The 25566-nt window shown below is 63.9% G+C and carries 24 protein-coding genes; 10 read left to right on the forward strand and 14 right to left on the reverse strand.

Features of this window, described 5'->3' with window-relative positions; genetic code table 11:
• Positions 1-6 precede the first annotated feature (6 nt).
• The 8 genes from AC3WTO_RS20765 to AC3WTO_RS20800 form a co-directional block, all read right to left on the reverse strand.
• Positions 7-609: a TetR/AcrR family transcriptional regulator gene (locus AC3WTO_RS20765; RefSeq protein WP_492463008.1), complete on the reverse strand. Its 603-nt coding sequence runs from the start codon at positions 607-609 to the stop codon at positions 7-9.
• Between the two features lie 127 nt (positions 610-736).
• Positions 737-1867, reverse strand: a complete 1131-nt coding sequence (locus tag AC3WTO_RS20770; RefSeq protein ID WP_492462806.1) for an ABC transporter substrate-binding protein — start codon at positions 1865-1867, stop codon at positions 737-739.
• Positions 1851-2039, reverse strand: a complete 189-nt coding sequence (locus AC3WTO_RS20775; RefSeq protein ID WP_492462807.1) for a hypothetical protein — start codon at positions 2037-2039, stop codon at positions 1851-1853. Before AC3WTO_RS20775 ends, AC3WTO_RS20770 begins: the two co-directional genes overlap by 17 nt.
• A gap of 89 nt (positions 2040-2128) precedes the next feature.
• Positions 2129-2620, reverse strand: coding sequence for a metal ABC transporter ATP-binding protein (locus tag AC3WTO_RS20780; protein ID WP_492462808.1), 492 nt, complete (start codon positions 2618-2620; stop codon positions 2129-2131).
• Complete coding sequence (locus AC3WTO_RS20785; protein ID WP_492462809.1) at positions 2617-3702, reverse strand: FecCD family ABC transporter permease; 1086 nt, start codon at positions 3700-3702, stop codon at positions 2617-2619. The genes AC3WTO_RS20780 and AC3WTO_RS20785 overlap by 4 nt, the downstream gene beginning before the upstream one ends.
• 1 nt (position 3703) lies before the next feature.
• Positions 3704-5923 (reverse strand): TonB-dependent receptor, encoded by a 2220-nt coding sequence (locus AC3WTO_RS20790; RefSeq protein WP_492462810.1) that lies wholly within the window; start codon positions 5921-5923, stop codon positions 3704-3706.
• Positions 5924-5983: 60 nt separating this feature from the next.
• Positions 5984-7741 (reverse strand): ABC transporter ATP-binding protein, encoded by a 1758-nt coding sequence (locus AC3WTO_RS20795; protein ID WP_492462811.1) that lies wholly within the window; start codon positions 7739-7741, stop codon positions 5984-5986.
• Positions 7738-9567 (reverse strand): ABC transporter ATP-binding protein, encoded by a 1830-nt coding sequence (locus AC3WTO_RS20800; protein WP_492462812.1) that lies wholly within the window; start codon positions 9565-9567, stop codon positions 7738-7740. Before AC3WTO_RS20800 ends, AC3WTO_RS20795 begins: the two co-directional genes overlap by 4 nt.
• A gap of 215 nt (positions 9568-9782) precedes the next feature.
• On the opposite strand from AC3WTO_RS20800, the gene AC3WTO_RS20805 reads away from it, so the two are divergent.
• On the forward strand, positions 9783-10931 hold the full coding sequence (locus tag AC3WTO_RS20805; RefSeq protein ID WP_492462813.1) for a MalY/PatB family protein: 1149 nt from the start codon (positions 9783-9785) through the stop codon (positions 10929-10931).
• 118 nt (positions 10932-11049) lie between these two features.
• The gene (locus tag AC3WTO_RS20810; RefSeq protein WP_492462814.1) at positions 11050-11385 is read left to right on the forward strand and encodes a hypothetical protein; all 336 of its coding nucleotides are present in this window, start codon (positions 11050-11052) and stop codon (positions 11383-11385) included.
• Positions 11386-11432: 47 nt separating this feature from the next.
• On the opposite strand, the gene AC3WTO_RS20815 is transcribed toward AC3WTO_RS20810, so the two are convergent.
• Genes AC3WTO_RS20815 through AC3WTO_RS20830 form a run of 4 tightly spaced genes read right to left on the reverse strand, consistent with a single transcriptional unit; the run spans position 11433 to position 15120 of the window.
• On the reverse strand, positions 11433-12335 hold the full coding sequence (locus AC3WTO_RS20815) for an ABC transporter permease (protein ID WP_492462815.1): 903 nt from the start codon (positions 12333-12335) through the stop codon (positions 11433-11435).
• A gap of 3 nt (positions 12336-12338) precedes the next feature.
• Complete coding sequence (locus AC3WTO_RS20820; protein WP_492462816.1) at positions 12339-13151, reverse strand: ABC transporter ATP-binding protein; 813 nt, start codon at positions 13149-13151, stop codon at positions 12339-12341.
• Positions 13136-14098 carry an ABC transporter substrate-binding protein gene (locus tag AC3WTO_RS20825; RefSeq protein WP_492463009.1) on the reverse strand — a complete coding sequence of 321 codons (963 nt, stop codon included), beginning with the start codon at positions 14096-14098 and terminating at the stop codon, positions 13136-13138. The genes AC3WTO_RS20820 and AC3WTO_RS20825 overlap by 16 nt, the downstream gene beginning before the upstream one ends.
• A gap of 23 nt (positions 14099-14121) precedes the next feature.
• A complete protein-coding gene (locus AC3WTO_RS20830; protein ID WP_492462817.1) occupies positions 14122-15120 on the reverse strand; it encodes a dipeptidase in 999 nt (332 codons plus the stop codon).
• A gap of 119 nt (positions 15121-15239) precedes the next feature.
• On the opposite strand from AC3WTO_RS20830, the gene AC3WTO_RS20835 reads away from it, so the two are divergent.
• The 4 genes from AC3WTO_RS20835 to AC3WTO_RS20850 all read left to right on the forward strand — a co-directional run bounded on the left by AC3WTO_RS20835 (position 15240) and on the right by AC3WTO_RS20850 (position 17501).
• Entirely contained in the window at positions 15240-16160 is a 921-nt protein-coding gene (locus tag AC3WTO_RS20835; protein WP_492462818.1) for a LysR family transcriptional regulator, read from the forward strand.
• A 64-nt stretch (positions 16161-16224) separates the two neighbouring features.
• Positions 16225-16803, forward strand: a complete 579-nt coding sequence (locus AC3WTO_RS20840) for a DUF1349 domain-containing protein (protein WP_492462819.1) — start codon at positions 16225-16227, stop codon at positions 16801-16803.
• A gap of 69 nt (positions 16804-16872) precedes the next feature.
• A complete protein-coding gene (locus AC3WTO_RS20845) occupies positions 16873-17118 on the forward strand; it encodes a type II toxin-antitoxin system Phd/YefM family antitoxin (protein WP_492462820.1) in 246 nt (81 codons plus the stop codon).
• Positions 17115-17501, forward strand: a complete 387-nt coding sequence (locus tag AC3WTO_RS20850; protein WP_492462821.1) for a type II toxin-antitoxin system VapC family toxin — start codon at positions 17115-17117, stop codon at positions 17499-17501. The genes AC3WTO_RS20845 and AC3WTO_RS20850 overlap by 4 nt, the downstream gene beginning before the upstream one ends.
• 59 nt (positions 17502-17560) lie before the next feature.
• Here the strand turns inward: AC3WTO_RS20850 and AC3WTO_RS20855 are convergent, their stop codons facing one another.
• The gene (locus AC3WTO_RS20855) at positions 17561-18604 is read right to left on the reverse strand and encodes a LacI family DNA-binding transcriptional regulator (RefSeq protein ID WP_492463010.1); all 1044 of its coding nucleotides are present in this window, start codon (positions 18602-18604) and stop codon (positions 17561-17563) included.
• 220 nt (positions 18605-18824) lie between these two features.
• Here AC3WTO_RS20855 and AC3WTO_RS20860 point away from each other — a divergent pair, with 220 nt between their 5' ends.
• From AC3WTO_RS20860 to AC3WTO_RS20870, 3 genes are read left to right on the forward strand one after another with little or no spacing between them, the layout of a single operon-like run.
• Positions 18825-20408 carry a sugar ABC transporter ATP-binding protein gene (locus tag AC3WTO_RS20860; RefSeq protein WP_492462822.1) on the forward strand — a complete coding sequence of 528 codons (1584 nt, stop codon included), beginning with the start codon at positions 18825-18827 and terminating at the stop codon, positions 20406-20408.
• Positions 20405-21727, forward strand: coding sequence for an ABC transporter permease (locus AC3WTO_RS20865; RefSeq protein ID WP_492462823.1), 1323 nt, complete (start codon positions 20405-20407; stop codon positions 21725-21727). Before AC3WTO_RS20860 ends, AC3WTO_RS20865 begins: the two co-directional genes overlap by 4 nt.
• Positions 21714-22679, forward strand: coding sequence for a substrate-binding domain-containing protein (locus AC3WTO_RS20870; protein WP_492462824.1), 966 nt, complete (start codon positions 21714-21716; stop codon positions 22677-22679). Before AC3WTO_RS20865 ends, AC3WTO_RS20870 begins: the two co-directional genes overlap by 14 nt.
• A 75-nt stretch (positions 22680-22754) precedes the next feature.
• On the opposite strand, the gene AC3WTO_RS20875 is transcribed toward AC3WTO_RS20870, so the two are convergent.
• Positions 22755-23669, reverse strand: coding sequence for a LysR family transcriptional regulator (locus AC3WTO_RS20875; protein ID WP_492462825.1), 915 nt, complete (start codon positions 23667-23669; stop codon positions 22755-22757).
• 111 nt (positions 23670-23780) lie between these two features.
• Here AC3WTO_RS20875 and AC3WTO_RS20880 point away from each other — a divergent pair, with 111 nt between their 5' ends.
• Positions 23781-25508, forward strand: a complete 1728-nt coding sequence (locus AC3WTO_RS20880) for an amidohydrolase family protein (RefSeq protein ID WP_492462826.1) — start codon at positions 23781-23783, stop codon at positions 25506-25508.
• The last annotated feature ends 58 nt before the right edge of the window (positions 25509-25566 follow it).

Below are 25566 nucleotides of genomic sequence, written 5' to 3' on the forward strand. Positions count from 1 at the left end.
CGGGCGTTACTCGGGAAGCCCAAGGGCGGTCAGGCACATCGTCTCGATCCCGCGTATGAGATGCGTCCGTTTCATGCCGCGCGTTCCCATCAAGGCGTCGTCGACGACGCCATGCAGCCCCGAATAGAGGAAGATCGCTGTAAACCGGCTGTTTTCCAGCTTCCATGCGTCGTGCGCGGCGCCGGCTTCGAGCAGGTCGAGCAGTGGCGCGACCACGATGTCGTCCCATCCAGTGTTCACCGGTATCGGGTGTGAATGGAACAGCATGTTCACCAGGTCGCCTTCGTCGAGGAGGCCGCCGACGCTTGCGCGCACCCATGTCGTCACTTTCCGGCGCCAGTCATCCCGGGGTACCCGTGCGACGGCTTCGCGAACGCTGTCGTTGAAGCGCCGGCTGAAGCGTTCGCAGAGCGCCAGGTGGATTTCATCCTTGGAATCGAAATGGAGATAGAACGCCCCTTTCGAGAGTTCCGCGCCCGATGCGATCTGCTCGATCGTCGTCGCGAGGATACCATGCTCCAGAAACAGCTTCTGGGCCGCATTCATCAGGTCGTCGCGGCGTTTCTCCGCCGGCTGCGTTCTCGGTTTTCGCGTTGCAGCGGTCTCCATCGCCAAGCGTTCTTCCTTTCGACCATGCGTGGGACATCGACCAAAAGCACAGCCGGCCGGTTTAGGGAAGTCACTTCGAGGTCGACAGGTGGTGGTCTCAGCGGTCTTGCCTCCATTGAGCAACGCATCAAGCCCGCTTCAGGAATCTCTCATAGTTGGCCGACCTGCTGTTGAGATCGATCTTCAGCACTTCGTCCAGCTGCTGATCTGTCAGGTCTCGATCAAAGATCGTCGCATAGGCCCGGCGCATGTCTTCGCGCAGCGCGCCGTCCAGCAGATGCGGATAGAGGAGTTCCGCCAGCCAGATCGGTGACAGAAATTCGTCAGGCCCCATCGATCCCCAGTTGTTGGCGCCGATAGGCAGCATGTAGACGCGGCGTCCGGCAACCGCCTTGCCGCCGCCGAGGATGGGATGGTCGTAGATCTGTGCCAGATCGGCGCCGTCCGACTGGAAGACGAGAATGACGTCCGGATCCCAGGCGGCGATCTGTTCTATGCTTGCAATGGAGAAGTCCGGAAGCACCGCCGCCGCATTGACGCCGCCGGCCTGGTAGATGAAATCGGAAAAAAGCCCACCCAGATCGCCGCCCGAGACGAACAGGTTGTCGCCCGACGGCATCGCCAGCAGCACCGATTGTCGGTCGGGCTGCGGCACGGTTTTCAGCACGTCGAGCCGTGCCAGCCTTTCATGCATCAGCGCGACGATCCGCTGCGCGCGTGCGGTGTCGCCGATCATCTGCCCATACATCGTCAGCAGCGCCGCGATGGTGGCACGGATACCGCCTTCGATCTCGCCATAACGCGCCACGCGCAGTCCGGCATTGCGCATTGCGGCGGCGCTGTCATGACCGCCCTGCCTGAAATCGATGACGAGATCGGGATCGAGTCTGGCCAGGCGTTCGATGTTCGGGGCGCCGTTTCCGATCGAGAGATCATACGGGATCTCGAGAACCTCAGGATAGAGGCGGCCCAGCAGCCCGCTTCTGAACTGCGCATGGGCGATCGTGTTGACGCCGACGATCCGCGACGGGGAACCATGCGCTGCGATGGCGAAGGCCGTCCCGATCGTCCAGAGATCCACGATCCGGCGGGCGGGGCGAGGCAGGGTGATTTCTTCGCCGGTCATGTCCAGGAACCGGATGCCAGGGCCTTCGAAGGACGCTTCGCCCCCTGCGCTCCGGCTCGTAGCGGCCAGCGCCAGTGCCGAAATGCCTGCGCCGGTCCCCGCAAGAACGTTCCGCCTAGTCCACTTTCGCATTGTCTTCTCCCCTTGCCTCGATCGTATCGCCCAGCACCGGCACGATCGCGATCGTGCCGTCCGTCATCGCGACCCGGCGGACAGGCACGTGATAGGTCCGCTCGAGGTTTTTCTCGCTGAGCATGACCTTCGTCGGTCCGCGCAGGATCTCGTGGTTCGAGATCATCAGCACCGTTTCATCCGTTGCGCTCAGCGCGTGCTGGGGCAGATGCGTGCTGAAGATGATGGAATAGCCACCTTGCCGGCGCAGCGCGTTCAGGATCAGCAGCAGCCTGTGCTGGTGGCCAGATCGAGCGCCGAGGCCGGCTCATCCAGGATGATCGTGCGGGCGCCCGTCGCCAGCGCCCTGGCCAGCAGGACGAGCTGTCGCTCACCGCCCGAGATCGCGGCGAACGAGCGTGGTGCCAGGCTGGCGAGGCCGACATGCGCGAGGGCATCGTGCGCGGCCTCGTAGTCTTCGCTCGATGGTGAACCGAAGACGCCCAATGCCTGGGCTCGACCCATGACGACCATGTCGAGCACCGCATAGGTCACCGGCGCGCCGGACTGTGGAACATATCCGATCGCTTCCGGAGCCTTGCGCGTTCCTTCCGTCAGGGACTGCGTTCCGGCCAGTGCCCGAAGCAGGGTGGTTTTCCCGCGGCCGTTCGGGCCGAGCAGGGCAAGGCTTGTGCCCTGTGCCACCCGAAGGTCGAGGTTGCGGAATATCCATCGTTGACCGAACCTGACACCGGCATCCTGCAAGCCGATCATTGCGCGGCCTCCGCCATTCTGCGCATGCGCCGAAGCAGCAGCGCGACGAAGGGTGCGCCGATCATGGCCGTCAGGATGCCGAGCGGTATCTCCGCTGCCGTCGCGCTGCGGGCCAGTGTGTCGACGAGCGTCAGATAGGTGGCGCCGAGCAGGCATGAAGCCGGCAGAAGATGGCGGTTGTCCGGGCCGACCAGCAGGCGGGCAAGATGCGGGATAACCAGCCCGACCCAGCCGACAATGCCGGCAACGGACACGATCGCGCCGGAAATCAGGGCCACTGCGGCAAAGACCAGCCAGCGGTCACGCTCGACCGGTATGCCAAGCGCGCGAGCCTCCTCATCGCCAAGCGAGAGAATGTTGATGCGAAAGCGCATCATGAACAGGATGCATGCGCCCAGCACGATACCAGGCGTCGCGATGGCGAGCTGGCGCCAGCCGGCGGTAGCGAAGCTGCCCATCAGCCAGAAAACGATGGCCGGCAGCGAGTCATGCGGATCGGCGAACATCTGCACGATCGAGACCAGCGCGGTGAAGAAGGCGCCAACGATCACGCCGGCCAGGATGACGCCGGTCGTATCCGACCGGCCGCCGATCCTTGCCACCATGCCGACCAGCAAAAGTGCTACAAGCCCCGCGCCGAAGGAGCCCCCGACGAGGACTGCTGCCGGGGCGCCGAGCAGGATGGCCAGCGCGCCGCCGAACGCGGCGCCCGACGACACGCCAAGCAGTTCCGGTGCCGCCAGCGGATTGCGGAAAACCCCCTGCATCGCCGCCCCTGCGAGCGACAGGCCGGCGCCGCAGGCGGCGACGAGCAGGATGCGTGGGCCGCGAACCAGGGTGACGATGCGCTCGTCCATGGCGGACCATGTCGGCTGGCCGCCTGCGATCTGGCCGGCGATGATGGCGAGCACTTTTTGCGGCGCGACCGAATACTGGCCGGCGCAGATGCTGAAAAGCATGATGACGGTAAGCAGGATCGCCAGAGCGGCATAGACCGCGACTCGGCCGGCCGGCCGGAACGCCTCTGCTCCCAGAGCCGCATCGATGTGTCGGGTGAACTCATTCTGCCGTGCGTGGCGCATGCTAGAACCTGACCGTCGCGCCGACACCGATCGTGCGGCCAAGCCCCGGCCGTATGACCTGTTCGCGCCCGCTCATGCCGCCGGTGACTTCGTATCTCTTGTCGAGAAGGTTGTGGCCGAAGGCGTAGATACCGGTCTTGTCTCCTTCCCAGCCGATGCGGCCGTTGAGGATGCCGTAGGGCGCGAGGTCGAAGCTGTTCTTGATGTCCGCGGCACGGGCGCCGACATATTGGTAGGACGCGGATGCGTAGACTTCGCCGCCATCCAGTCCGAACTGTGTGGCGGCTTCCCGGTATTCGGCCCCGATATTGGCGGTGAACTCCGGCACGTTGGGGACGCCGTTGCCCGACGTTGCGCCGGTGCCGCTGTTGGCGGGCACATCCCTGAGGGTCGCGCGGGTGAAGCCGAGCCCGCCGAACAGGGTGAGCTCCGGGGTCAGCTGGACCCTGGCCTCAAGCTCGCCGCCATAGCTCGTATAGTCGAGCGCGGCGATCGAATAGGCCATGGTGGTGGCATCGTAAGACAGCAGGTGGCCATTGCTGACATCGTTGTGGAACACTGATCCGTTCAGGGTCGCCCGGCCATCCCACAACGTCGACTTGAAGCCGGCTTCATAGGTCCAGCTCAGCGAGGTCGGAAACATCGGTTCGTCTCGGCCGAACATGATCTGGATCGTTGCCGTCGGATAGCCGCCGGCCACGGCGCCCCGGCCGATCGTGGCATAGGTCATGAAGTCGTCGGACCAGTCGTAGGAAAGGCCGGTCCGGCCGGTGAGATAGGCGTCGGAGAAGCCGGAGCGTTGCTCATAGCGATCGACGGTACCTGGCGCGCCATCGCCTTGGAAACGATACGCGCTCTTCTTGTCCTCATGCGTCAGCCGCAATCCGGCTATGCCGCTGAGCCCGCCAGCCAGGGGCACCGTGGCCTCGCCGAAGGCGGCATAGCTGTTGGTGCTGTGCGATTGAGTCTGGCGCCCGCTGAACAGTTCGAAACCCGGGAAAGTGACGTTTTCGCCGTAGCTCCCGACGCCGAATTCGGAGCGGAAGAAATTGATGCCCGCCGTCCATTTCGTCGTGCTGTCTTCGGGTGACGAAAGCCGGATTTCCTGAAAGTAGTCCGTCTCGCGGCTGTCGCTGTGGAATATGTCCGCATGCGTATCGTTGATCATGCCAGCGGGAAAACCCGGCCAGAGCAGGCCGTCGACGAGATCCATCCTGCTGTTGGAGCCATAGCGCTGGATGCTGGAGATCGACGTCAGGCGGAAGCTCTCGAAGGCGCGTTCGATGCGCAGGTTGGCGCCGTGATTGTCGACGAAGTGATGTTCGGCCGGGTTCGACCCGCTGCACGGGAAACAGGACGCGTTGCGCAGCACGTTCTGGGTGGCGCCGTCATTGCTGTTGTAGTTGAAGCTCAGCAGCGCGGTGGTGTCGGTGTCGGGTGTGAACAGCAGCGAACCGCGCGCTGCCCCGATTTGGAAGCCGCCATCCTCGCCATTCCGGATCGGATTGAAGATGTCGCCATCCTGCTGCGAATACTGGACCGCCAGCCTGCCGGCCAGTCTGTCGTCGATCAGCGGCGTGTTGGCGATGAATTCGCCGAGCGCCTTGCCGTTGCTGCCGATCTCGCCGCGCAGCTGCAGTTCTTTTGCGAAACCGGGCTGGACCGGCACGAAGTTCACTGCGCCCGCCTGTGCGCCGCGGCCATAAAGCGTGCCCTGCGGCCCGCGTAGCACCTCGATCCGTTCCAGATCGAGCGTCGAGGGCATCGGGCCGAAGGCTGAGGTCGGAACATCGCCGACGTTGAAGACGACGGATGTGTCGTCGGGGGACATCGGCAACAGGGAGCCGACGCCGCGCATCACCGCCCTGTTGGTGTATCGCGTGCCGGCGTAGCCATTGTAGAAGTTCGGCATCGATCGGGCGATGTCCGAATTCGACGAGGTCGAGGAAATCTCCTTCACCCTGTCGCCTTCCAGGATGTTGATCGAGATGGGAACCGACTGGGCTTCCTCGCTCGCCCGCCGTGCCGTCACCACAATGCGTTCGAGAACGGTGACGCCGGTGTCGGTTTCGGGTTTCGAGGTCGTTTGCGCCCACGCCCCGGTGCAATGGAGCGCGCTGGATGACAGCAGGACTGTCGCCATCAGGAACGAAGCCGGCGGTCCTGCCTTGAAGCTGCCTGGCTGGATCGAATTGACAGGCGGTCGCATGGTGATGCGCACGAATATCCCCTTGGGTGATGAAACTGGATTGCGCCGGCCGCAGGGCGCCGATGGCGTCGGCTATGCCGGGGGGAAGCTGGCTTCCCCGATCCGCCACTGGCGTGCCTGCTCGGACTGGTCGTAGAGCCTTGCGAAGACGCCTCCGGCGCGGCGCAGCTCCGCGGTTGGCCCACTCTCGACGACCTGTCCGGCGTCGAGCGCGATGACGCGGTCGGCGGCGGCCAGCGTCGTTGGCCGATGCGCGATCACGATCACCGTGCGTTCGGCATCGCTGGCCAGGTTGGCGATCGCCTCGCTGATGGCCCGCTCATTCTCGGGGTCGAGCGCCGACCCCGCTTCATCGATCAGCACGATGCGCGCCTGCTTCAGGAAGGCGCGGGCGATCGAGACACGCTGGCGCTCGCCGCCGGAAAGCTGCGCGCCGCCTTCTCCGACCTGCGTGTTCCAGCCGTCCGGCAGCCGCTCGATGACCTCGTCCAGGCACGCCGCGCGGGCAGCCTCGGCCAGCTCCTGCGCAGTGGCGTCGGGACGCGCGAGCCTGAGGTTGTTCTCGATGGTGTCGTTGAAGAGGTAGACCTCCTGGAAGATGATCGCGATGTCGTCCATCAGGGCCTGCTGGTCGAGGTCGCGCACGTCGATGCCACCGACGCGGATCGCGCCCCGGTCGACGTCGAAGAAGCGGGCGATCAGGCGAATGACCGTCGTCTTGCCGGAGCCCGAAGGGCCGACCAGTGCGGTGGTTTCTCCCAGCGCGCAGCGGAAGGACACATTGGCCAGTGCGCGCCGATCGCCATAGGCGAAGGACACGTCCTCGAATTCTATCGAGGCATCGCCTGGCTTCAGAACCGCGCCAGGCCGCTGCGGCAAGGTCGGCGTTTCCAGGATCGCCATCAGGCGCTTGATGGAATTGTCCATCTCGCGAAGGGCGCCGTTGAGGTCGATCAGTCCGCCGAGAGGCTCCAGAAAGCGAACGGCGAGAACCAGCAAGGCGACGGTTGTCGCCACCGTTGTCGAGCCTTCGATCAGCAGATAGGCGCCGAGCACGACCACACCGGCGACACCGGCCACGATGACGCCGGTAAACGTCAGGTCCGGTTCCATCGACCGGCTCATCCCCTCGCGGTAGACGCGGCGATGGGCCTCGAGGGCATCGCGCATCAGGCTGCTGCCGGTTTCACCGAGACCGGCAGCGCGCAGCACGGGCTGAGCCTGGCCGAATTCTATGGCGCGGCCGGCGACCTCGGTGTTGGCCTTTTCCAGCAGGATCACCGCTTCGTCGGCAACCCGTGACGAGCGCCGCAGAGCGAGAAAGGCGACGAGGCCGATCGCCGCGAACAGCAGTCCCATGCGCCAGTCCACGGCAAGCGTGATGATCAGGATTGTGGCCGATACCAGCATCGACGTCAGCGCCGGCCCGCCGGTGACGACGGCCAGATGGGCGATGTGGCTGACGTCCTCCGTCACCGCCCGCGCCAGGCGGGCCTTGCGTTCGGTGGTGAACCAGCCGAGCGGCAGGATGCTGACATGGCGCATCAAATGAAGGCGCAGCTGGGCCGCCAGTTCGCCGCTGGCGGCAAAGCCGACCGGCGTCGCGACGATGCTGAGCGCGCCATAGGCCACGAGGCCGGCAGCGCCGGCATAGAGCCAGGGCATCGCGGTTACGAAGTCCGGATGCGGTCTCAAAAGAGCGCCCAGGATGGGAACCAGCAGGCCGAGCAGCAGTCCCTGCAGCACGGCCATGACCGCCTGCAGGAAGCCCAGCCGGATCAGCAGGGACGGATTCGGCCAAAGCTTGAACAGGTTGAAGATGAGCGTCATGCCCGGGCTCCGTCTTGCTGTGCGCGCCACATCTGGGCGTAGATCCCGTCGCGCGCCATGAGGTGTTCGTGGGTCCCGCGCTCGGCCACCCGGCCGGCGTCGAGGACCAGGATCTGGTCCGCACCGGCGATAGTGTGCAGGCGATGCGCGATCACCAGCACCGTCTTGCCGGCGGCCAATTCGGCCAGTGCGGTCTGCACCGCGCCTTCGCTGTCGGGATCGAGCGCTGCGGTGGCTTCATCGAGGATGACGATTGGAGCGTCGGAGAGGATGGCGCGGGCGATGGTCAGGCGCTGGCGTTCGCCGCCTGAAAGCCCGGCACCGTCCGCGCCGAGCACGGTATCGTAGCCATCGGGAAGCCGCGCTATGACATGATCGATCTGGGCTGCCCGCGCTGCGCGACGCACCTCGTCGTCGCTGGCATCGTGCCGGCCGATGCGGATGTTTTCGCGCACGGTGTCGCGCAGCAGGATGACGTCCTGGAACACCAGTGACATCGAAGACAGCAGCGCCGGCGTCGGAATGGAGCGGACATCGGCGCCGCCGATGCGGATGGCACCGCCGGTCACGTCGAAGAAGCGCGGCACCAGGGTCGCCAGCGTGGATTTTCCAGCACCGGAGCGGCCGACCAGTGCTGTGATCGTGCCGGGCTCGCAAACGGCACGGATGTTCGAGAGGGCTTCGGTCCCGCCGTCATAGCTGAAGGACACGCCATCGAATTCGATCTGATGTCCGAACGGCGTCTGCGGGCGGCTCGTTTCGGGAAGGCCCGGCCGGGACAACAGGCGTTCGATGTTTCCGGCCGCCATCCGGCCCTTGCGCAGGCCCTGCGACCCGAGGATGGCCGGCATGATCGATGTCGGCAGCCCGATGCCCACGACAAGGAAGGGCAGCAGGTCGGCGGCGGCGATGGCGTCGCGGCTGATCAGCCAGATGCCGGCCGCCATGACCGCGGCAAGCAGCGCCATCTCCGAACCAAGCAGGCGCGCGACTGCGGAGCTGTAGCGGGTTTCGTCGACCCAGATGCGGAAGGCCTCGGTATGCTCGCGCACCGTATCGGCGAAACGCTCCATGATCCTGCCCCCGGTGCCGAAGGTCTTCACCACGGAAATGCCGTCCGCATATTCGACGCTGGCGGCGCTGATCCGGGCTTCCGCGGTGTTCAGACGCCCGAGATGGAAGGACATCGAGCGCATGGCGACCTGGAAGCACACCGCCCAGGCACCGAGGACGAAGATCGTCACCGCCGCCATGCGCCAGTCGACAAGGACGAGATATCCGATGCCGACGACGATCGCGACGGCGGCGCCGATCATCTCGCCGAGCGCATGGGCGATCAGCTGATGCATGTCCTCAAGGTCGCTGGTCATCGCCTTCTTGACGGCGCCCGACCCGACGGCCTTGAACCAGCCGATCGGGTAGACGCCGAGGCGGCGCACCAGCCCGACCCGGATATGGTGGAGGATCTCCGCATCGGCATAGTGGCCGAGCCGGGAGGAGAAGAAGACGAGGATCAGGCGCAGGGACCCACCTGCGACGGCGATCATCACCCACAGCCAGATGCTGTCTCTGACCGACGCGATGGTGGCGGCGCCGAGCGCCAGACGGGCGATCTCCGCGATGGCGATATAAGGGGCGATCCCTGCAGCCGCGCCCAGGGCCGAAAGAAACGAACAGCCGACCAGATGCGCCTGGACTGGTCCGAGCAGGCGCCAGAGCTGGCCTGTTCGAGGCAGGTAGGGTGCCGAAGCTTCCGGCGCTCTTTGCTGGTCGGAGATCGGCTGGACGGTGTTGCGGTCTTCGAGCGCCGCGCTGGCATCGGACATGAGTCACCCTGCGCGAACCGCGCGGAGCGGATCGCGTCACAAAAGTTGAACTTGGCTATCAAGTTCATCTTCATATTGATGTGAGCGAGAAGGAGTCAAGTGACTATCGGTCAGTCACTCAGTCAGATGTTTCACCCTAGGATGCTTCTTATCGTGGCTTACACCAGAACGTTATGCTATATCGTTACGAAAATCACGGACAAAAAAGGTCACCCATGACGTTCGTTCGCCTTGAAGAAGACCTTCTTCGCGCGCGGCGCAATGCGAAGTGGAGTCTCACCGGTCAACAGGCATATCCCGCCTGGATTGCCGAAACGGACTATGGAGCTCCCCCTGCCGTGCAGGCGGCGATCAAACGCCTGGTGCGAGAAATGGACTATGGCTACCCCGTGCGGGGAGCCGGCTCGATGAGCGCGCATGTGGCGGATCAGTTCTCAAGGCGCATGGCGAAGCGCTTCGGCTGGATGGCCGACCCCGCTACGGTGGAGGTGGTGACGTCGCTCGACCAGGCAATTGCCGCATGCCTGTTGGCCTTCACCAAACCCGGCGAGAGCGTGGCGGTTCACACGCCTTGCTACCCGCCCTTCCGTTGGCTCATCGAAGAGACCGCAAGACGTCTTCATCCATTGCCACTCGTTGATACCCGCAATGGTTTCGCACCGAATGGCGATGTCTCGCTTCCAGCGGACGTCAGGATGCTGATCCTGTGCAACCCGCACAATCCGACCGGCAGGGTCCTCACTCGGGAAGAGCTGGATGCTGTCAAAACGCTGGCGGCAAAGCATGATCTGATCGTGATCTCGGATGAGATCCATGCCGACCTGACGCTCGATGGAGTTCACATTCCGTTGGCCAGCCTTGGCGGCGAACTCGACGAACGGGTCATCACGCTGACCTCGGCGTCGAAAGCCTTCAACATACCGGGCCTGCGGTGCGGCGTGATGCACTTCTCCTCCTCGGATCTTCAAACCAGATTTCTGCAGACAGTCGCCCGCTCGCTGCTCGGGCAACCCAACGTGTTCGGCGTCGACGCCACGGAGGCGGCCTGGGTGCAAGGAGACGAGTGGCTCGCCGAGAAGCAGATGGTCCTGCGCCGCAATCGCGACAGGGTGGCCGATGCGGTCAGCCTGATCCCCGGGGCCAGGATGATCCCCGGCGAGGCCACATACATGGCTTGGATCGACCTTGCCCGTCCCGCGAAAAACCGAACTCCATACGACCTGCTTGACGAGGCCGGCGTGAGAACCATGGCGGGCGCAATGTTCGATCCGTCGGCTGATGGCTATGTGCGCTTCAATTTCGCGACGTCGGAAGTGATCCTGGACAAGATGCTTGATCGCATGGTCTCGGCATTCCAAAGTTAATCCGCGCACAATGCTGAACCCGGCGGTCGGCGACCGCGCTGTGCGGCGGCCTGCCGCCATCCGCGATAAACATGATGAGCGGTGTCGGGACGACTTGTCGCAGCAAGAGGTGATCCGGATGGACGACAACGACAAGCAGTTCGAGAGTGAGATCGCCGGTTATCGACAGCCGATGGTGACGTCCGTCGGCATCGTCCTCGGCTTCCTGCTGGCATTCCTGGCCAATTGGGCCTCACAGGCCGATGCATCGTCTCCTGCGCTCTACAGCGCCTCCGACTTCATCATCGCTTTGGCGCTGTTCGGCAGTGCCGTGCTGTTCACGATCGTGCTGTTTCGCATGCTCAACAACCGCATCCATGCGAATGCGGCGGCGCGATATCAGACCACGTTCCGCATCTACATTGGCGGCTTCCTGCTGGCCTTTTCGGGCTTGGCCGTGGCCTTGATCGTTTGAATGACCTCAGTCCGGGTAAGCTGCCATAGGCTACACCTGGATTGGATTCAGGCGCGCATGGTTTCGCGCAGCGCGCCGCGGCTGCGCAGTATCGGCAAGCCCAGGGTCACCAGCACGAAGGCGGCGGTCACCACCTTCAGGTCGCTGGGCTGCAGGCCGAGCGACAGCGCCAGCGACACGAGCTGATAATAGACCGTCGCGCCGACCATCGGCGCCAGCAATTGCCGGGTCACCGTCTGCCGCCCGGTGATCGTTTCGCCGATGACCAGCGAAGCGAGGCCGTTGATCAGGATGCCCGTACCCATGCCGACATCGGCATAGCCCTGCAACTGCACGATGAGTGCGCCGCCAAGCGCCGTCAGCCCGGAGGCGAGCCCGAGCCCGACGATGGTGCAGGTCCAGATGCTGATGCCCAGTGAAGGCGCCAGGTCCGGATTGATGCCGATGACGCGCAGGGCTGCGCCGGACTGCGTGGACAGGTACCAGCGCAAGGCGACCAGCACGGCGAGGATCAGCAGTGCGAATGTCACCACCTGCAGGCGGATATCGGTCAGGATGGCCGGATTGATCTGCATGAAGATGTTGTCGGCGCCGAACAGGGCGACATTCGAGCGGCCAAGGATGCGCATGTTGAGGCTGTAGAGCGCCGTGAAGATCAGGATGCCGGCCAGCAGTGAGTTGATGCGGAAACGCAGGTGGACGAGAGCTGTCGCAGCACCGGCGCCGACGCCGGCCAACATCGCCGCCAGCGTTGCCAGCAGCGGCGGACATCCGGCCATCAGCAAGGCCGCGCAGACGCAGCCGCCGAGCGGAAACGCGCCTTCGCTGGTGAGGTCGGGAAAGCTCAGCAGTCGGAACGGGATCATGATGCCGAGCACCAGGAACGAATAGATCAGGCTTTGCGACAGCGTCACCGGCACGAGGTTGAGATAGGCGTGGAGCACGTCCATTGGTCAGGTCCCAAGCAGCATGCGGTCGTTGTCGATTCTGAACTTCTCGACGAGGTCGGCCGGCGTGAGCGCCGCCTTTTCCGCGCCGCCGATGTCGTCGCGGACGCGCCCTGCATCCATCATCATCAGCCGATTGCCGGTCTCGATCGCCTGACGCATGTTGTGGGTAACCATCAAGGTGGTCAGCGACTGTTCGGCAACGATGCGCAGGGTCATCTCCATGACGAGGTCGGCGGTGCGCGGATCGAGGGCCGCCGTATGCTCGTCGAGCAGCAGCAGCGAAGGGTGCGACAGCGAGGCCATGATCAGCGACAGCGCCTGGCGCTGGCCACCCGAAAGCTGTTCGACGGGTGTCGACAGCCGGCTTTCCATGCCGAGCGACAGGCCGGCGAGCAGTGCCCGGTAACGCTCGCGACTGGCGCTGTCGAGATGGCGGGCGAAGCCGCGGCGCTGTCCGCGCTGCTCGGCGAGCGCGAGGTTTTCCTCGATGGTCATGGCCGCCGCGGTGCCGACCATCGGGTCCTGGAAGACGCGGGCGATCATGCCGGCCCTGCGGTGCGCGGCGAGCCTTGTGATGTCGCGGCCATCGAGGCTGATCGAACCGCCGTCCGGTTCGATCGCACCCGCAATGGTGTTGAGCAGCGTCGACTTGCCGGCGCCGTTCGAGCCGATGATGACGACGAAGTCGCCGCGGTTGAGAACCAGATCCACCCCGTTAAGCGCGGGTCTGGCACCGGCGAGACCCGCATTGAAGGTCTTGCGCAGGCCCGTGCAGACGAGCAAGGGCATGCCCGTCGCTGTCACTTGAGCAGCCATGGGCTGTCCTTGAGCGCGTCCGGAACCGTCAGGCCGACAGCGGCAAGGCCCTTGGGGCTGACATAGGCGTCGAAGTCCTCGGCCTTGGGAACATAGGGCGCGATGTCGGCCGGCTTGTCGCCCTTGAGGATGCGGTCGGCGATATCGGCCGCGTGTTCGCCATTCTTGCGGTAGGAGATCGCGTGGAAGCCGGCGAGCTGGTCCTTGAGATCGGGCGCGTAGACTGAGTTGAACAGCGGCAGCTTGATCCGCTGTGCCACCTGGGCGACGACCGGCACCGAGGTCTGGACCACGTTGGACTGGATCAGGAAGATGGCGTCGACCTGTCCGGCGAAGCTCTGCACGCGCTGCGGCAGGTCGTTGGGATTGTCGACCGGTACGGCGACGACCTCGAGCTCGGCCTTGGCGGCAGCCTTTTTGATCAGCTCCATGTTGGAGGTGTCGTTGTCCTCGCCCGGATTGAACAGCGTGCCGACTTTCTTGACCCCAGGCAGCACCTTCTTGAGGTAGTCGAACGACGCGTCGAAGTCGGGCAGCATCGATGCGCCGGTGCTCCAGGCCGAGCCGTGCTGCCAGTCGGGCACGATGCCGGCCACGACCGGATCGACGACCGCGCCGAACACGACAGGGATCGACTTGTCGGTGATGCCGCGCACCGCCGCCTGGTTGAGGCCGGTGGTGATGGCCAGGATCAGCGCCGGATGCTTTGCTTCCACCTGCCGCAGGATCTGCGGCACGAGGCTGCGGTCGAAATTGGCGTGCTGGAAGCCATAGGTGACATCCTTGCCGTCGACATAACCCAGCTCCGTCATCCGCGCCTTGAAGCCCTCGGCAACCTGGTTGAGCGCGGGGTGTTCGCCGAAACTGGCGATCTCGACCAGTTTCGGGTCGGCATAGGCGAGGCCATGGCTGGCGGTGAACAGGGCTGCCGCGAGCAGCCATTTCATCAGTTTCACGATGCGCTCCTGCTTCAGGTGTTGGACGGACGCCAGTTCTGTTCGGCGACCCGCATGAAGTTCTCGCCCAGCACGCCCAGTATGGCTGTCTCCGAATAGCCATGGCGTTCCAGCGCCTCGACCAGTTCGGGCAGGACCTCCGGTTTGACATCAGCCCAGGGCGGGCGCGGATAGCCGCGCAGGGCCATCATCGGGCCGGCGTCGTAGAGCTTGGTCATGAAGGGCTGGTAGAAGACGGTGTCGAGACCGAGGCCGACATGTTCAGGCCCGACCAGCTGGGCGACATAGTCGATGTGGCGCATCAGGGCGGGAACATCCGAACGGTTGTCGTCTGTCAGGAAGGCTCCGATGGAATTGATGCCGACGACGCCGCCACGTCGGGCCAGCGCCTTGATCTGGACATCGTCGATGTTGCGCTCATGGTTCTTCAGGGCGCGGACGCTGGAATGGGAAAACACCACCGGCTTTTCCGACAGCTCGATGATGTCGAGCGAGGTGTTGATGCCGGCGTGGCTGGCGTCGAGCATCATGCCGACGCGGTTCGCCTCCGCCACGAAGGCGCGTCCCAGCATCGAAAGGCCGGCGTCCGAAGGTTCGTGGCAGCCGTCGCCGAGCGGGTTGCGGGTGTTGTAGGCCAGGATCATCCAGCGGATGCCGAGCCGATACCAGCTGTCGATCATGGCGGGCTCGTGCGCCGCCGGACCGGCGCCCTGCAGGTGGAAGCTGATCGCCATCTTGCCCGCCTGTTTCGCGGCACGGATGTCGGCAACCGTTTCGATCAGCTGGTAATCATGGGCGCGTTGCTCGAACCAGCGCCGCTGCTGCGACAGGTGGCGCAGCGTCGGCTCCGGCCGGTCCCAGTCAGCGCCGATCGTCAGCGACAGGAAGGAGAAGCCGGCGTCGCGATACCGCACCAGCATCTCCGGGCCCTCGTCGAGGCATTCCGGGGTCCAGCCCACCGCGCTTTCCCATACGAGCGCCTTGTCGAGGAGGTTTCTGGCCGATGCGGTCACGTCGTCTGCACCCGATGAGCAATGAGGTTCACTGCGCCAGCTAATCGGCAATCTCGTCGTTGCGCTATTGTCGCGAATGGGTTTGATTGTTTCATGTTTGAAACAATTCATGGCCAGGCATGTCGACCGCACCCGACCCATTCGATCTGATGATTTTCGCGCGTGTCGCCGAAACCGGCAGCTTCAGCGCTGCCGCTGAACGGCTGGGCCTGCCGAAATCGACGGTGTCGCGCCGCATCTCCGTTCTCGAAAGCCAGCTGGGCGAGCGCCTGCTCCAGCGCACCACGCGCCGCAACTTCCTGACCGAGATGGGACAGCGCGTGCTCATTCCGGCGGAACAGATCATCCACGAGGTCGATGCGGTCATGGCGGTCGCCGAGCATCGGCAGGTGACGCCCTCGGGACGCCTGCGCGTGTCCGTTCCCGGTGATCTCGCCGCCATCTCGCTGGCGCCGATGCTGGCGGAGTTCAGCAAGGTCTACAGCGAAATCCAGCTCGAGCTCGACCTTTCCCCGCGCTATGTCGACGTGATCGGTGACGGCTTCGACCTTGCCATCCGCATCGGCGGCGAAACCCACGACGTGCAGCTGACCACCCGGCATCTGGTCGACATGGGCATCGGTCTCTACACCTCGCCGCACTATGCGAAGCAAGCCGGCGAACCTGATACGCCCGAAGCGCTGGGGCAGCATCAACTGCTCGTCCTGCTCGCCGACGGCATGCCAGTAAGCTGGTTGTTGAACAGGGACGCGCTTTCGGTTCCGGTCGACATGTCGGGACGGCGGGTTTCGGCGAACTCCTACGATCTGCTTTTTCGCCTGGCGCGCTCCGGAGCCGGCATCACCGCGATGCCGGACCTGTTCGCACAGCCTTATCTCGCCACCGGTGAACTCGTCCGTGTGCTGCCCGAATGGCGGCTGTCCCCGGCAATGGTGCGGGCCGTCTTCCCGAGCAGGCAGCTCATGCCACGCAAGACCCGGGCCTTCATCGATGCCTTGTTGAGTTTCCTCAAGCCGCGTCCGTTGCGGGCAAGCCGCTGACGGCTTTGACAAAGCCCGGCGTCTCGTCACACTGGGCGCCAGCATGTTCGCGGAGGTGATGGTCTTGGCAGTGCAGTTTTCCTGGCTCAACGAGCCGAAATCCTGGTCGGGCGATGCCGGCGCGCTGAAGCTCAGGACCGAGCCGGACACGGATTTCTGGCGCGAGACCTTCTACGGTTTCATCCGTGACAGTGGCCATGCCTACACCTGTGCGGTCGCTGATGATTTTTCAGCGGAAGCGACCGTGCTCGGCGACTATGCCGATCTCTACGACCAGGCTGGTCTTTTCCTGCGGCTGGACGAGCAGCACTGGATCAAGGCCGGCATCGAATACACCGATGGCATGATGCATTTTTCCGTCGTCGTCACGCGTGGCGTCTCGGACTGGTCCGTCATCCCGCTGCCTGCTGCCAGCCCGATCGATCCGGTTCGTATTCGCCTGACCCGGCACGGCGACGCGGTGCGCGTGCAATATGCGGTCGGTGACACGGCCTGGCAGATGGCACGGCTGTGTCCGTTCCCGGCGGATGAAGCGCACATCGGCGTCATGGCCTGCTCGCCGCAAGGTCCAGGCTTTGACGTGACCTTCTCAGGCTTTGCCGTCGGCGAGGCGATCCCGCGCGAGCTTCACGCCGTGGACTAGACCCTTACATTGCATTTGCTGATTGAGTTCACTTAGACTAAGTTAGCTGGACTAAGTCCTGGAGGTTTTATGCGTACCGTCAACATTCACGAGGCCAAGACGCATCTCTCGCGGCTCATCGACAAGGCCGCAAAGGGCGAATCCTTCATCATTGCCAAATCCGGCAAGCCGATGGTGAAAGTTGTTGCACTGGAGGCTCCGGCCGCCGGCGAAACCCGTCGTGTCGGTTTCATGGCCCGACAGTTCTCCGTGCCAGAAGACTTTGATCGCATGGGCGGTGATCAGATCGAAAAGTTGTTTGGCGGCGATGCATGAAGCTCCTGTTGGATACGCATCTGCTGCTCTGGGCCGCAGCCGAGCCAGGCAAACTATCGCCCGCCGCACTCGCGGAAATTGAGGCTGCGGATAATGATCTGTTGTTCAGCGCGGCCAGTCTCTGGGAGGTCGCTATCAAGCGCGGACTTGGTCGCGCTGACTTCACGGTCGATCCGCGTCTGTTGAGACGCGGACTGGTCGACAACGGCTACCACGAACTCCCGGTCACAGGTGAGCACGCCGTTGCCGTGGATGGACTTCCACCCATTCACAAGGATCCCTTCGATCGAATCCTGGTTGCGCAATCGATCGTAGAAGGCATCACATTGTTGACGGTTGACGACGTGGTTGCCCGGTACCCCGCGCCAGTCCGTCGGATATAGATGCTAGGCTCTGGACGCGGGATCTGGCGAGCCCAAGCGCATGGCGGTAGCGGCCACTGCTAGCTCGATGATGCGACGACTGCTGCCGAAGTGTCCTTATTGACCGACGCCAGCAGCGGCCGGCAGGAATTGCGCACCATCAGCCGCCCCTTCAGCACCAGCCGCCGCGACGGCGCTTCGCGGTTGCCGTTGAGGCGATCGAGCAGCAGGCTTGCCGTCTGTTCGCCGATCGCCTGCACCGGCTGCGCGATCGTGGTCAGTTGCGGGTTGAAGACGTCGGCCCACGGAAAGTCGTCGAAGCAGATGACGGAGACGTCCTCCGGACAGGACAGGCCGAGGTCGCGGATCGCCTTCATGGCGCCGACCACCATCGGGTTGTTGGCGGAGAAGATCGCGGTCGGGCGCTCATGCAGGGAAAGCAGCTGCATGGCGGCGGTGTAGCCGTCGGCCTCATGCAGGTCGCCGGAGCGCACCAGGCTCTGGTCGAACTCCAGCCCGGCATGAAGCAGCGCCTCATGATAGCCGGTCATGCGGTCGCGCATCGGCGTGATATTGAAGGCGCCAGTGATGTAGCCGATGCGGCGGTGGCCGAGATCGAGCAGGTAGGTGATCGCTTCGAACACCGCCTGATGGTTGTCGAGCACGACCCGGTCGCTGTCGACCCCGTCGACTTCGCGGTCGAGCAGCACCACTGGCACATTGGCGCGTTCGACGGTTTCCCTCAGATAGGCGCCGTCGCCGACGCGGGCGATGATCAATCCGTCGACCATGCGGTCGAGCAGCAGCCGGATTTGCTCATCCTGGTTGCTCAGATCCTCATCGGTGCAGCACAGCATCACCGCATAGCCGGCGCGATCGAAGGCCTGCTGGATGACGGAGACGACGTCGGTGAAGAACGGATTGGTGATGTGCGGCACCGTCAGTCCGATCGTGCGTGTGGTGCCGATCTTGAGGCTGCGCGCAATGGCGTTGCGCTTGTAGCCGATCTCGCGGATCGCCTGCTCGATGCGAGCCGAAAGCTCCTGGCTGACCGTGGTGGTGCCGTTGATATAGGCCGAGACCGTCGCCACCGAAACGCGCGCGGCTTCCGCCACGTGCAGCATGGTCGGTGCGCCGCTCTTTCGGGATTTTCTGAGGCCAGGCTCGGTCATTTTCGAAACGTTTTGAAGCGCATCAATTGTCCATACCTATGGAATTCTCCTGTTTTTAGCAAGAATCAAAAAAACATCGCATCTCGAACCTGACTCCATCCTTGACTATTTCGAAACGTTTAGATTAGCTTTTCACCGTGACTGGCAGCACGGTAGGGAGGCCGTTCCTGTCATGGCCGAACGTGAATCCGCGCCGGAACATGGTGCCCCCGTGGCGGGGCAGCCGATGCTCGCCGCCAGCAACATCTCGAAGGCTTTCGGCGGCGTCGTTGCGCTGAGCGACGTCGGCTTCGACCTGCGGCGCGGCGAGATCCACGCGCTGATGGGTGAGAACGGCGCCGGCAAGTCGACGCTGATGAAGATCCTCTCCGGCGTTTACACCGACTATGAGGGTGTCGTCTCCGTCGCCGGCCAGCCGGTGCGGTTTTCCGGCGTGCGCGACGCCGAGGATGCCGGCATCGCCATCATCCACCAGGAGCTCAACCTCGTCCCAGAGCTGAGCGTCTCCGAGAACATCTTTCTCGGTCGCGAAAAGCTGATCGCCGGTTTGATCGTCGACCGCAAGGCCAGCCTTGACGCATCACGCGTCCTGCTCAAGTCGCTGGGCATCGACCTCGATCCGCAGGCGCGTGTTGGCGGCCTGCGGGTTGGCGAACAGCAACTGGTCGAGATCGCCAAGGCACTGTCGAAGGATGCGCGCATCCTGATCATGGACGAGCCGACCTCGGCGCTGTCGCCGGCCGAATGCCAGCGGCTTTTCCGCATCATGCGCCAGCTCGCCGGGCAGGGCGTTGCCATCGTCTACATCTCCCACCGCATCGACGAGGTCATGCATCTTGCCGATCGCACCACGGTCTTCCGCGACGGGCGCCATGTGCTGACGCGCGCGATGAGCGAACTCAACGAAGACAGGCTGATTGCCGCCATGGTCGGGCGCACGCTGCTCGATGCGTCCACCGCCATGCGCGCCGCCCACTACGACATGCCGATCCTGACGGTGCGCGCCCTTTCTTTCGAGAGGCCGGATCGCCACGGTTGGCGCAAGGTGATCTCCGGCGTCAGCTTCGATCTCGGACGCGGCGAGATCCTCGGCATCGGCGGGTTGCTCGGTTCCGGCCGCACCGAAATCCTGCAGGCGATCTTCGGCAGTGCCGTGGGCAAGGTCGACGGCGACGTCCGGCTGGACGGCAGGCCGGTGGCGATCCGTTCGCCGCGCGATGCGCGCCGTCTCGGCATCGCGCTGGTCACCGAGGACCGCAAGGCGGAGGGCCTCTATCTCAAGGCCTCGATCGTCGACAATGTCGCGCTGCCGCTGGTCGGCGCGCTGTCCCGTTTCGGCCTGCGCTCCGTCTCGGACGAAAAGGCGCTGGCCGACGAGGCCGTCAAGGCACTGGGCATCCGCTGCAGCGGCATCGACCAGATTGCCAGCACGCTGTCCGGCGGCAACCAGCAGAAGGTGGTGATCGGCAAGTGGCTGGCCACGAAGCCGCGCGTGTTGCTGCTCGACGAGCCGACACGCGGCATCGACATCGGCGCCAAGCGCGACATCTACGACCTCATCTTCAAACTGGCCGACGAAGGGCTCGCCATCGTCGTCGTCAGTTCCGAGATGCCGGAACTGCTGCATCTGTCCGACCGCATCCTGGTGATGGCCGAAGGCCGCCAGACCGGCATTCTCCCCCGCAACCAGGCCAGCGAGGAACGCATCATGCAACTGGCAGCACCCCGGCATGCCAAGGGACGGACGGCAGCATGAGCGCGTTGAAGGTCCTGTCGCGCACCAAGCTTTACTGGGGGCTGATCGCCATCTTCCTGATCGGCGTGTTCTCCTCGCCGGTCACCTCCAAGGGCAGCAACATCTTCCTGTCCTACGGCAATCTGCTCGACGTGCTGCGACAGGTCTCAACCACCGGCCTGATCGCCACCGGCATGACCGCGGTGATCATCACCGGTGGCATCGACCTTTCGGTCGGCTCGCTGATGGCGATCTGCACCGTGGTGACGGCGATGCTTTTGACGATGCCGGGCGCCACGCCGGCGGCCGTCATGGGCATCCCGGCCGTGGCTTTCATTGCCCTGTTCCTCGGTGTCGTCGTCACACGCTTCCTGTTCGCCAACCTCGCCAGGCCGGCGGCAGGCGCACAGCATCGCGCCACCCAGCTCGATGTCACGCGCGGCGTCGCGCTGCCTGCCGTGGTTGGCGTGATCCTCTGCGCCTTCGCGCTGTGGTTTCTGCTGCCGCAGGTCGGTTCGAAATTCGGCGTGCTCGGCGTTCTGATCGTGGCGCCCTGCGTCGGCCTGCTGTTCGGCGCGCTGAACGGCGTCATCATCGTCGCCGGCCGGCTGCAGCCCTTCATCGTCACGCTGGCCATGATGGTGACGGCGCTCGGCATCGCGCGCCTGACCGCCGGGCAGAACAACGCCGTGCTGCCGGTCTATACCGGCTCCAACGCGACCGAGGATTTCGAGGTCCTGCGGTCGCTCGCCTTCGGCGTGATCCCGATGCCGGGGCTGTTCTTCCTCGGCGCCATCGTCATCTATGGCGCCGTGCTGCGCTTCACGCCATTCGGCCGCTATGTCTATGCCATCGGCGGCAATGAGGAGGCGGCCAGGCTTTCCGGCATCGCCGCCGGTCGCGTCAAGATCGCGACCTATGCCATGTCAGGCCTGCTCGCCGGCATCGCCGCCGTGCTCTATGTGGCGCAGTACCGCCAGGGCAAGCCGGACGCCGGCGCCGGGCTGGAGCTCGACGCCATCGCCGCCGTCGTCATCGGCGGCACCAGCCTGATGGGCGGTCGCGGCAGCCTCGCCGGCACTTTCTGCGGCGTGCTGATCTTCGGGCTGCTGTCCAACATCCTGCAACTGCACAACATCAATTCCAACCTGCAGCTTGTGCTGAAGGGCCTGATCATCATCGGCACGGTGCTGGTGCAGGAGCGCAACGCCGCCGACCTCTTTTCCCATCTGCGCCTGCCGCGAAAGCGGCCGGTGCTGACGCCAACGTCCGCGGAGGAGCGGACGACAAAAGAGACGCAGTCTCGAACAATCGGAGGAAACGCAAATGAAACGCCGTGAATTGCTGGGGCTGGCAGCCCTGACGACAGTGCTTGCCGCTACCACCGTCCTGATGCCGGGCAGTGCCTTTGCCGAAGACAAGAAATGGACCATCGGCTTCAGCCAGGTCACCACCATCGAGCCGTGGCGGGCGCAGTTCAACAAGGACATCCTTGCCGAAGCCGCCAAACATCCCAACGTCAATCTCATCATCACCGATGGCGAGGACAAGACCGAGAAGCAGGTCGCCGATGTCGAGAACCTGATTCAGCAGCAGGTCGACGCGCTGCTGATCTCGCCAAAGGAATCGGCCGGGCTCACCGGCGTGGTGCAGAAGGCGATCGAGGCCAAGATTCCGGTCTTCGTGCTCGACCGCAATGTCGAGACCAAGGATTTCACGCAGTTCGTCGGCGGCGACAACAAGCTGATCGGCCGCGCGGCCGGCGAATATGCGGTCGGGCTTCTCGGTGGCACCGGCAAGGCCGCCGGCAATGTCGTCGAGATCTGGGGCGGCATGGGCACGCAGGCCGCGCATGATCGCCATGACGGTTTCCATGAATTCACCGACAAGGAGCCGGGCATCAAATACCTGCTCGACAAGCAGTCGGGCGACTGGAAGCAGGACCAAGCCTACAACATCATGGCGACTGCGCTGCGCAACAACGAGAAGATCGATCTCGTCTATGGCCACAACGACCCGATGGCCTATGGCGCCTATCTCGCCGCCAAGGATGCCGGCCGTGAAAAGGAGATGAAGTTCATCGGCATCGACGGCCTGCCCAATGAGGGCGTACAACTCGTCAACAAGGGCGAGCTGTCAGCGACCTTCCTCTATGCCACGCCAGGCGCCGAAGGCCTGCGCCAGGCGCTGAAGTTCCTCGGCGGCGAGAAGGTCGAGAAGACCGTCATCCTGCCGACCCTGACGATCACCAAGGAAAACGCACCGCAGATCCTGAAGGACAACGGGCTGTAAGCAGGTGTGACCCAGACAAAAGCGGCCGGCAAACCATTGCCGGCCGCTGCTGCGTTGGCGTGGCAACGGTCGGTGTCACTCGATGGTAGCGCGCAGCGCTCTTGCGATCTCTTCCGCGAACATGGATGTCGCCAGGCCGTGCGAGCGCCGCTCGCGCTGCACCAGCGACAGCATGTTCTTGCCCATTGCACGGTCGCGGATCGGCAGATAGGCCAGCGTGCCGCTGCGATATTCCTCGGCGATGTCGAACTTGCTGAGGAAGGCGACGCCGTTTCCCGCCGCCGCCAGGTATTTCATCGACTCGATCGAGTTCGTCAGAAAGCTCGGCTCGACGTCGAGCGCGGCCTGGCGGAAGGCATCCGTCATGATGTCGAACATCAGCATGCTGCGATCGGCGAAGATGAGTGGATAGTCGGCGCAATGTGCGAGCGGCACCGATTCCATGCCGGCAAGCGCGTGTTCAGGCGAGACGATGGCGCCGAGGCGGCCATCCATCCTGGTCAGCACTTCCAGTTGCTGGTGTTCGGGCAGGTTGAAGGCGAAGCCGAGATCGGCCTCGCCATCGGCAACCGCCTGCACGATGTCGCGGATGAACATCACCCGGATCGATATCTTGATCTTCGGATGGCGCGCGCAGAAGGCGGCCGCCACCTGCGGGACGATACCGCCCGCCAGCCCGTTCATCGTGGCGATGATGACTTCGCCGCTCTGCAGCGCCTTCAGGTCGCGGATCTCAGCTTCGACCTGGCTGTACTCCTTCATCGTCCGGCGCACATGGGCGACCAGGATTTCACCGGCCGGCGTCAGCCTCAGCCCGCGCGGCAGGCGCTCGAACAGCGGTTCGCCGATCGTCTCTTCCAGTTGCAGCACATGCTTGTTGATGGCGGATGAGGCGACATGCAGTTTTTCAGCGGCGCCGCGGATCGAGCCGCTACGCGCGACCTCGTCGAGATAGCGCAGGATACGGGAATGCAGCACCGGGAACCTCATGACCGATTGCTCTCGAAAAGAGAGCGATGTGTGCAGAAAATACTGCTTTTCGGAAGCGGTTCAATCACCTCTTATTGTCCGCACAAGAGCGGCGAGGGAGGAACGGCCAGCATGCAGCACGTCAAGATCGATCACTACGAGAAGGTCAGGGCGATCTTCGATATCCTGCACGGCAAGAAGGAAGCAGACCTTCTCGTCAACAACCTCAACATCCTCGACGTGCATGGCGAGACCGTCTACCAGGGCTCGATCCTCGTCTACGACAAGCGCATCGTGGCGCTGAATCCGGATGAGACGACCATCAAGGTCAGGCAGGTCTTCGACGGCAAGGGGCTCTATGCGATTCCTGGGCTGATCGACGCGCATCTGCATTTCGAATCCCAACTCGCCAATCCGACGGCGCTCGCCGAAGCCATGGTGCCGTGCGGAACCACGACGATCTTTGCCGAGTGCCTCGATCTTCTGAGTGCGGCGGGCGAGGACGGCGTGCAGGCGGCGAAGGACCTGTTCAGGGACTATCACAAGCTGCCTTATCGTCTTTATGCCTTCGCACCCGGCAAGAAGACGTCTGCGTCGGTGACGAAAGCGGTTCTGGAGATGGAGCCGGTCATCGGCCTCGGCGAATTCGAACACTTCACCTACAGCTCAGGCAATGACGACGACTTCCACAAGGCTGCCTGGGTCCGCGAGAAGGGTGGCTTCCTCAACGGTCATTGGGGCGTCACCGCACTGTCCGACATGGTCCTGAATTACCTGCCGGCGATCGGCGTCTCCAACAACCACGATGTCTGGACCGGTGACGATATCGAGAAGAGCATCCGCTACGGCTTCCCGACCCACATCAAGTTCGGCGTCGGCAGCAACGAGGTGATCCGGACGCTGCTGCGCAGCATTGTCGACCGCAAGTTCCCGACCGACAACTTCATGCTGTGCACCGACAACATCTCGATCGAGCGCCTGCACAAGATGGGCCATATGGACTGGATCATCTCGCTGTGCGCCGACATGGGCATCAATCCGATCAAGGCGATCAAGATGGCCACCTACAACACCGCCCGATCGTTCCACATGGACGACCAGATCGGTTCGCTGACGCCGGGCCGTTTCGCCGACATCGTGCTGACCGACAGCCTGTCGCGGATCAATCCGCTCTACGTCTTCAAGGACGGTGAACTGATCGCCGAGGGCGGCAAGCTGTTGCGCAACGCCGACATCGACTATTCCGGCATGCGCACCAAAGGGCGGCCGGGCCTGGATGACCTGACACCGCAGGCGCTCGACATCGTGCCGCTGGAGATTTCCGCGGATGGCAGCCAGGCCAAGGTCCTGCTGTTCGACGTCTACGGGCGTGGGCACGCCAAGTTCCACCAGGAAATCTGGGTTCCTTTCAAGGATGGCACGGTCGTCCAGGAACATGACGGCAAGACGCTGAGCCGGCTTTGTGTTGTCCAGCGTTATGCCGACGGCAAGCGCCACATCGTCAGCGGCCTGTTCCAGGGCGTAAACGTAACCCGCGGCGCCGTCGCCACCTTCTGGCCGGCCCCGACGCCCTATTTCGTCGTCGTCGGCCAGGACAGCGAGGAGATGTGTCACTGCTTGAAGCAGGTGGACCGCTATTCCGGCGCCTGCATCGTCACCGACAACAAGGTGGAGAAGGCGGTGATGCCGCTCGAAATCCACGGCGTCATGGCGGATATGACGGTGGATGAACTGACAGCCAGTGCCGCCGCCGTCGATGCCGCGCTGGAAGAGATGGGCAACCGCAACGAGGGCGAGCCGGTTGTCAACAAGCTGCTCAGCCTGTTCATCTCGTTGCACCGCTTCCGCTTCATGGAATAGCCGGTCGCCAAAGAAATCACGACACCTCGCGGGCGGAGGAGGCCTGCCGGGTGCAATC

This window comes from Mesorhizobium sp. EU05-FHT14A09 (assembly GCF_058790995.1).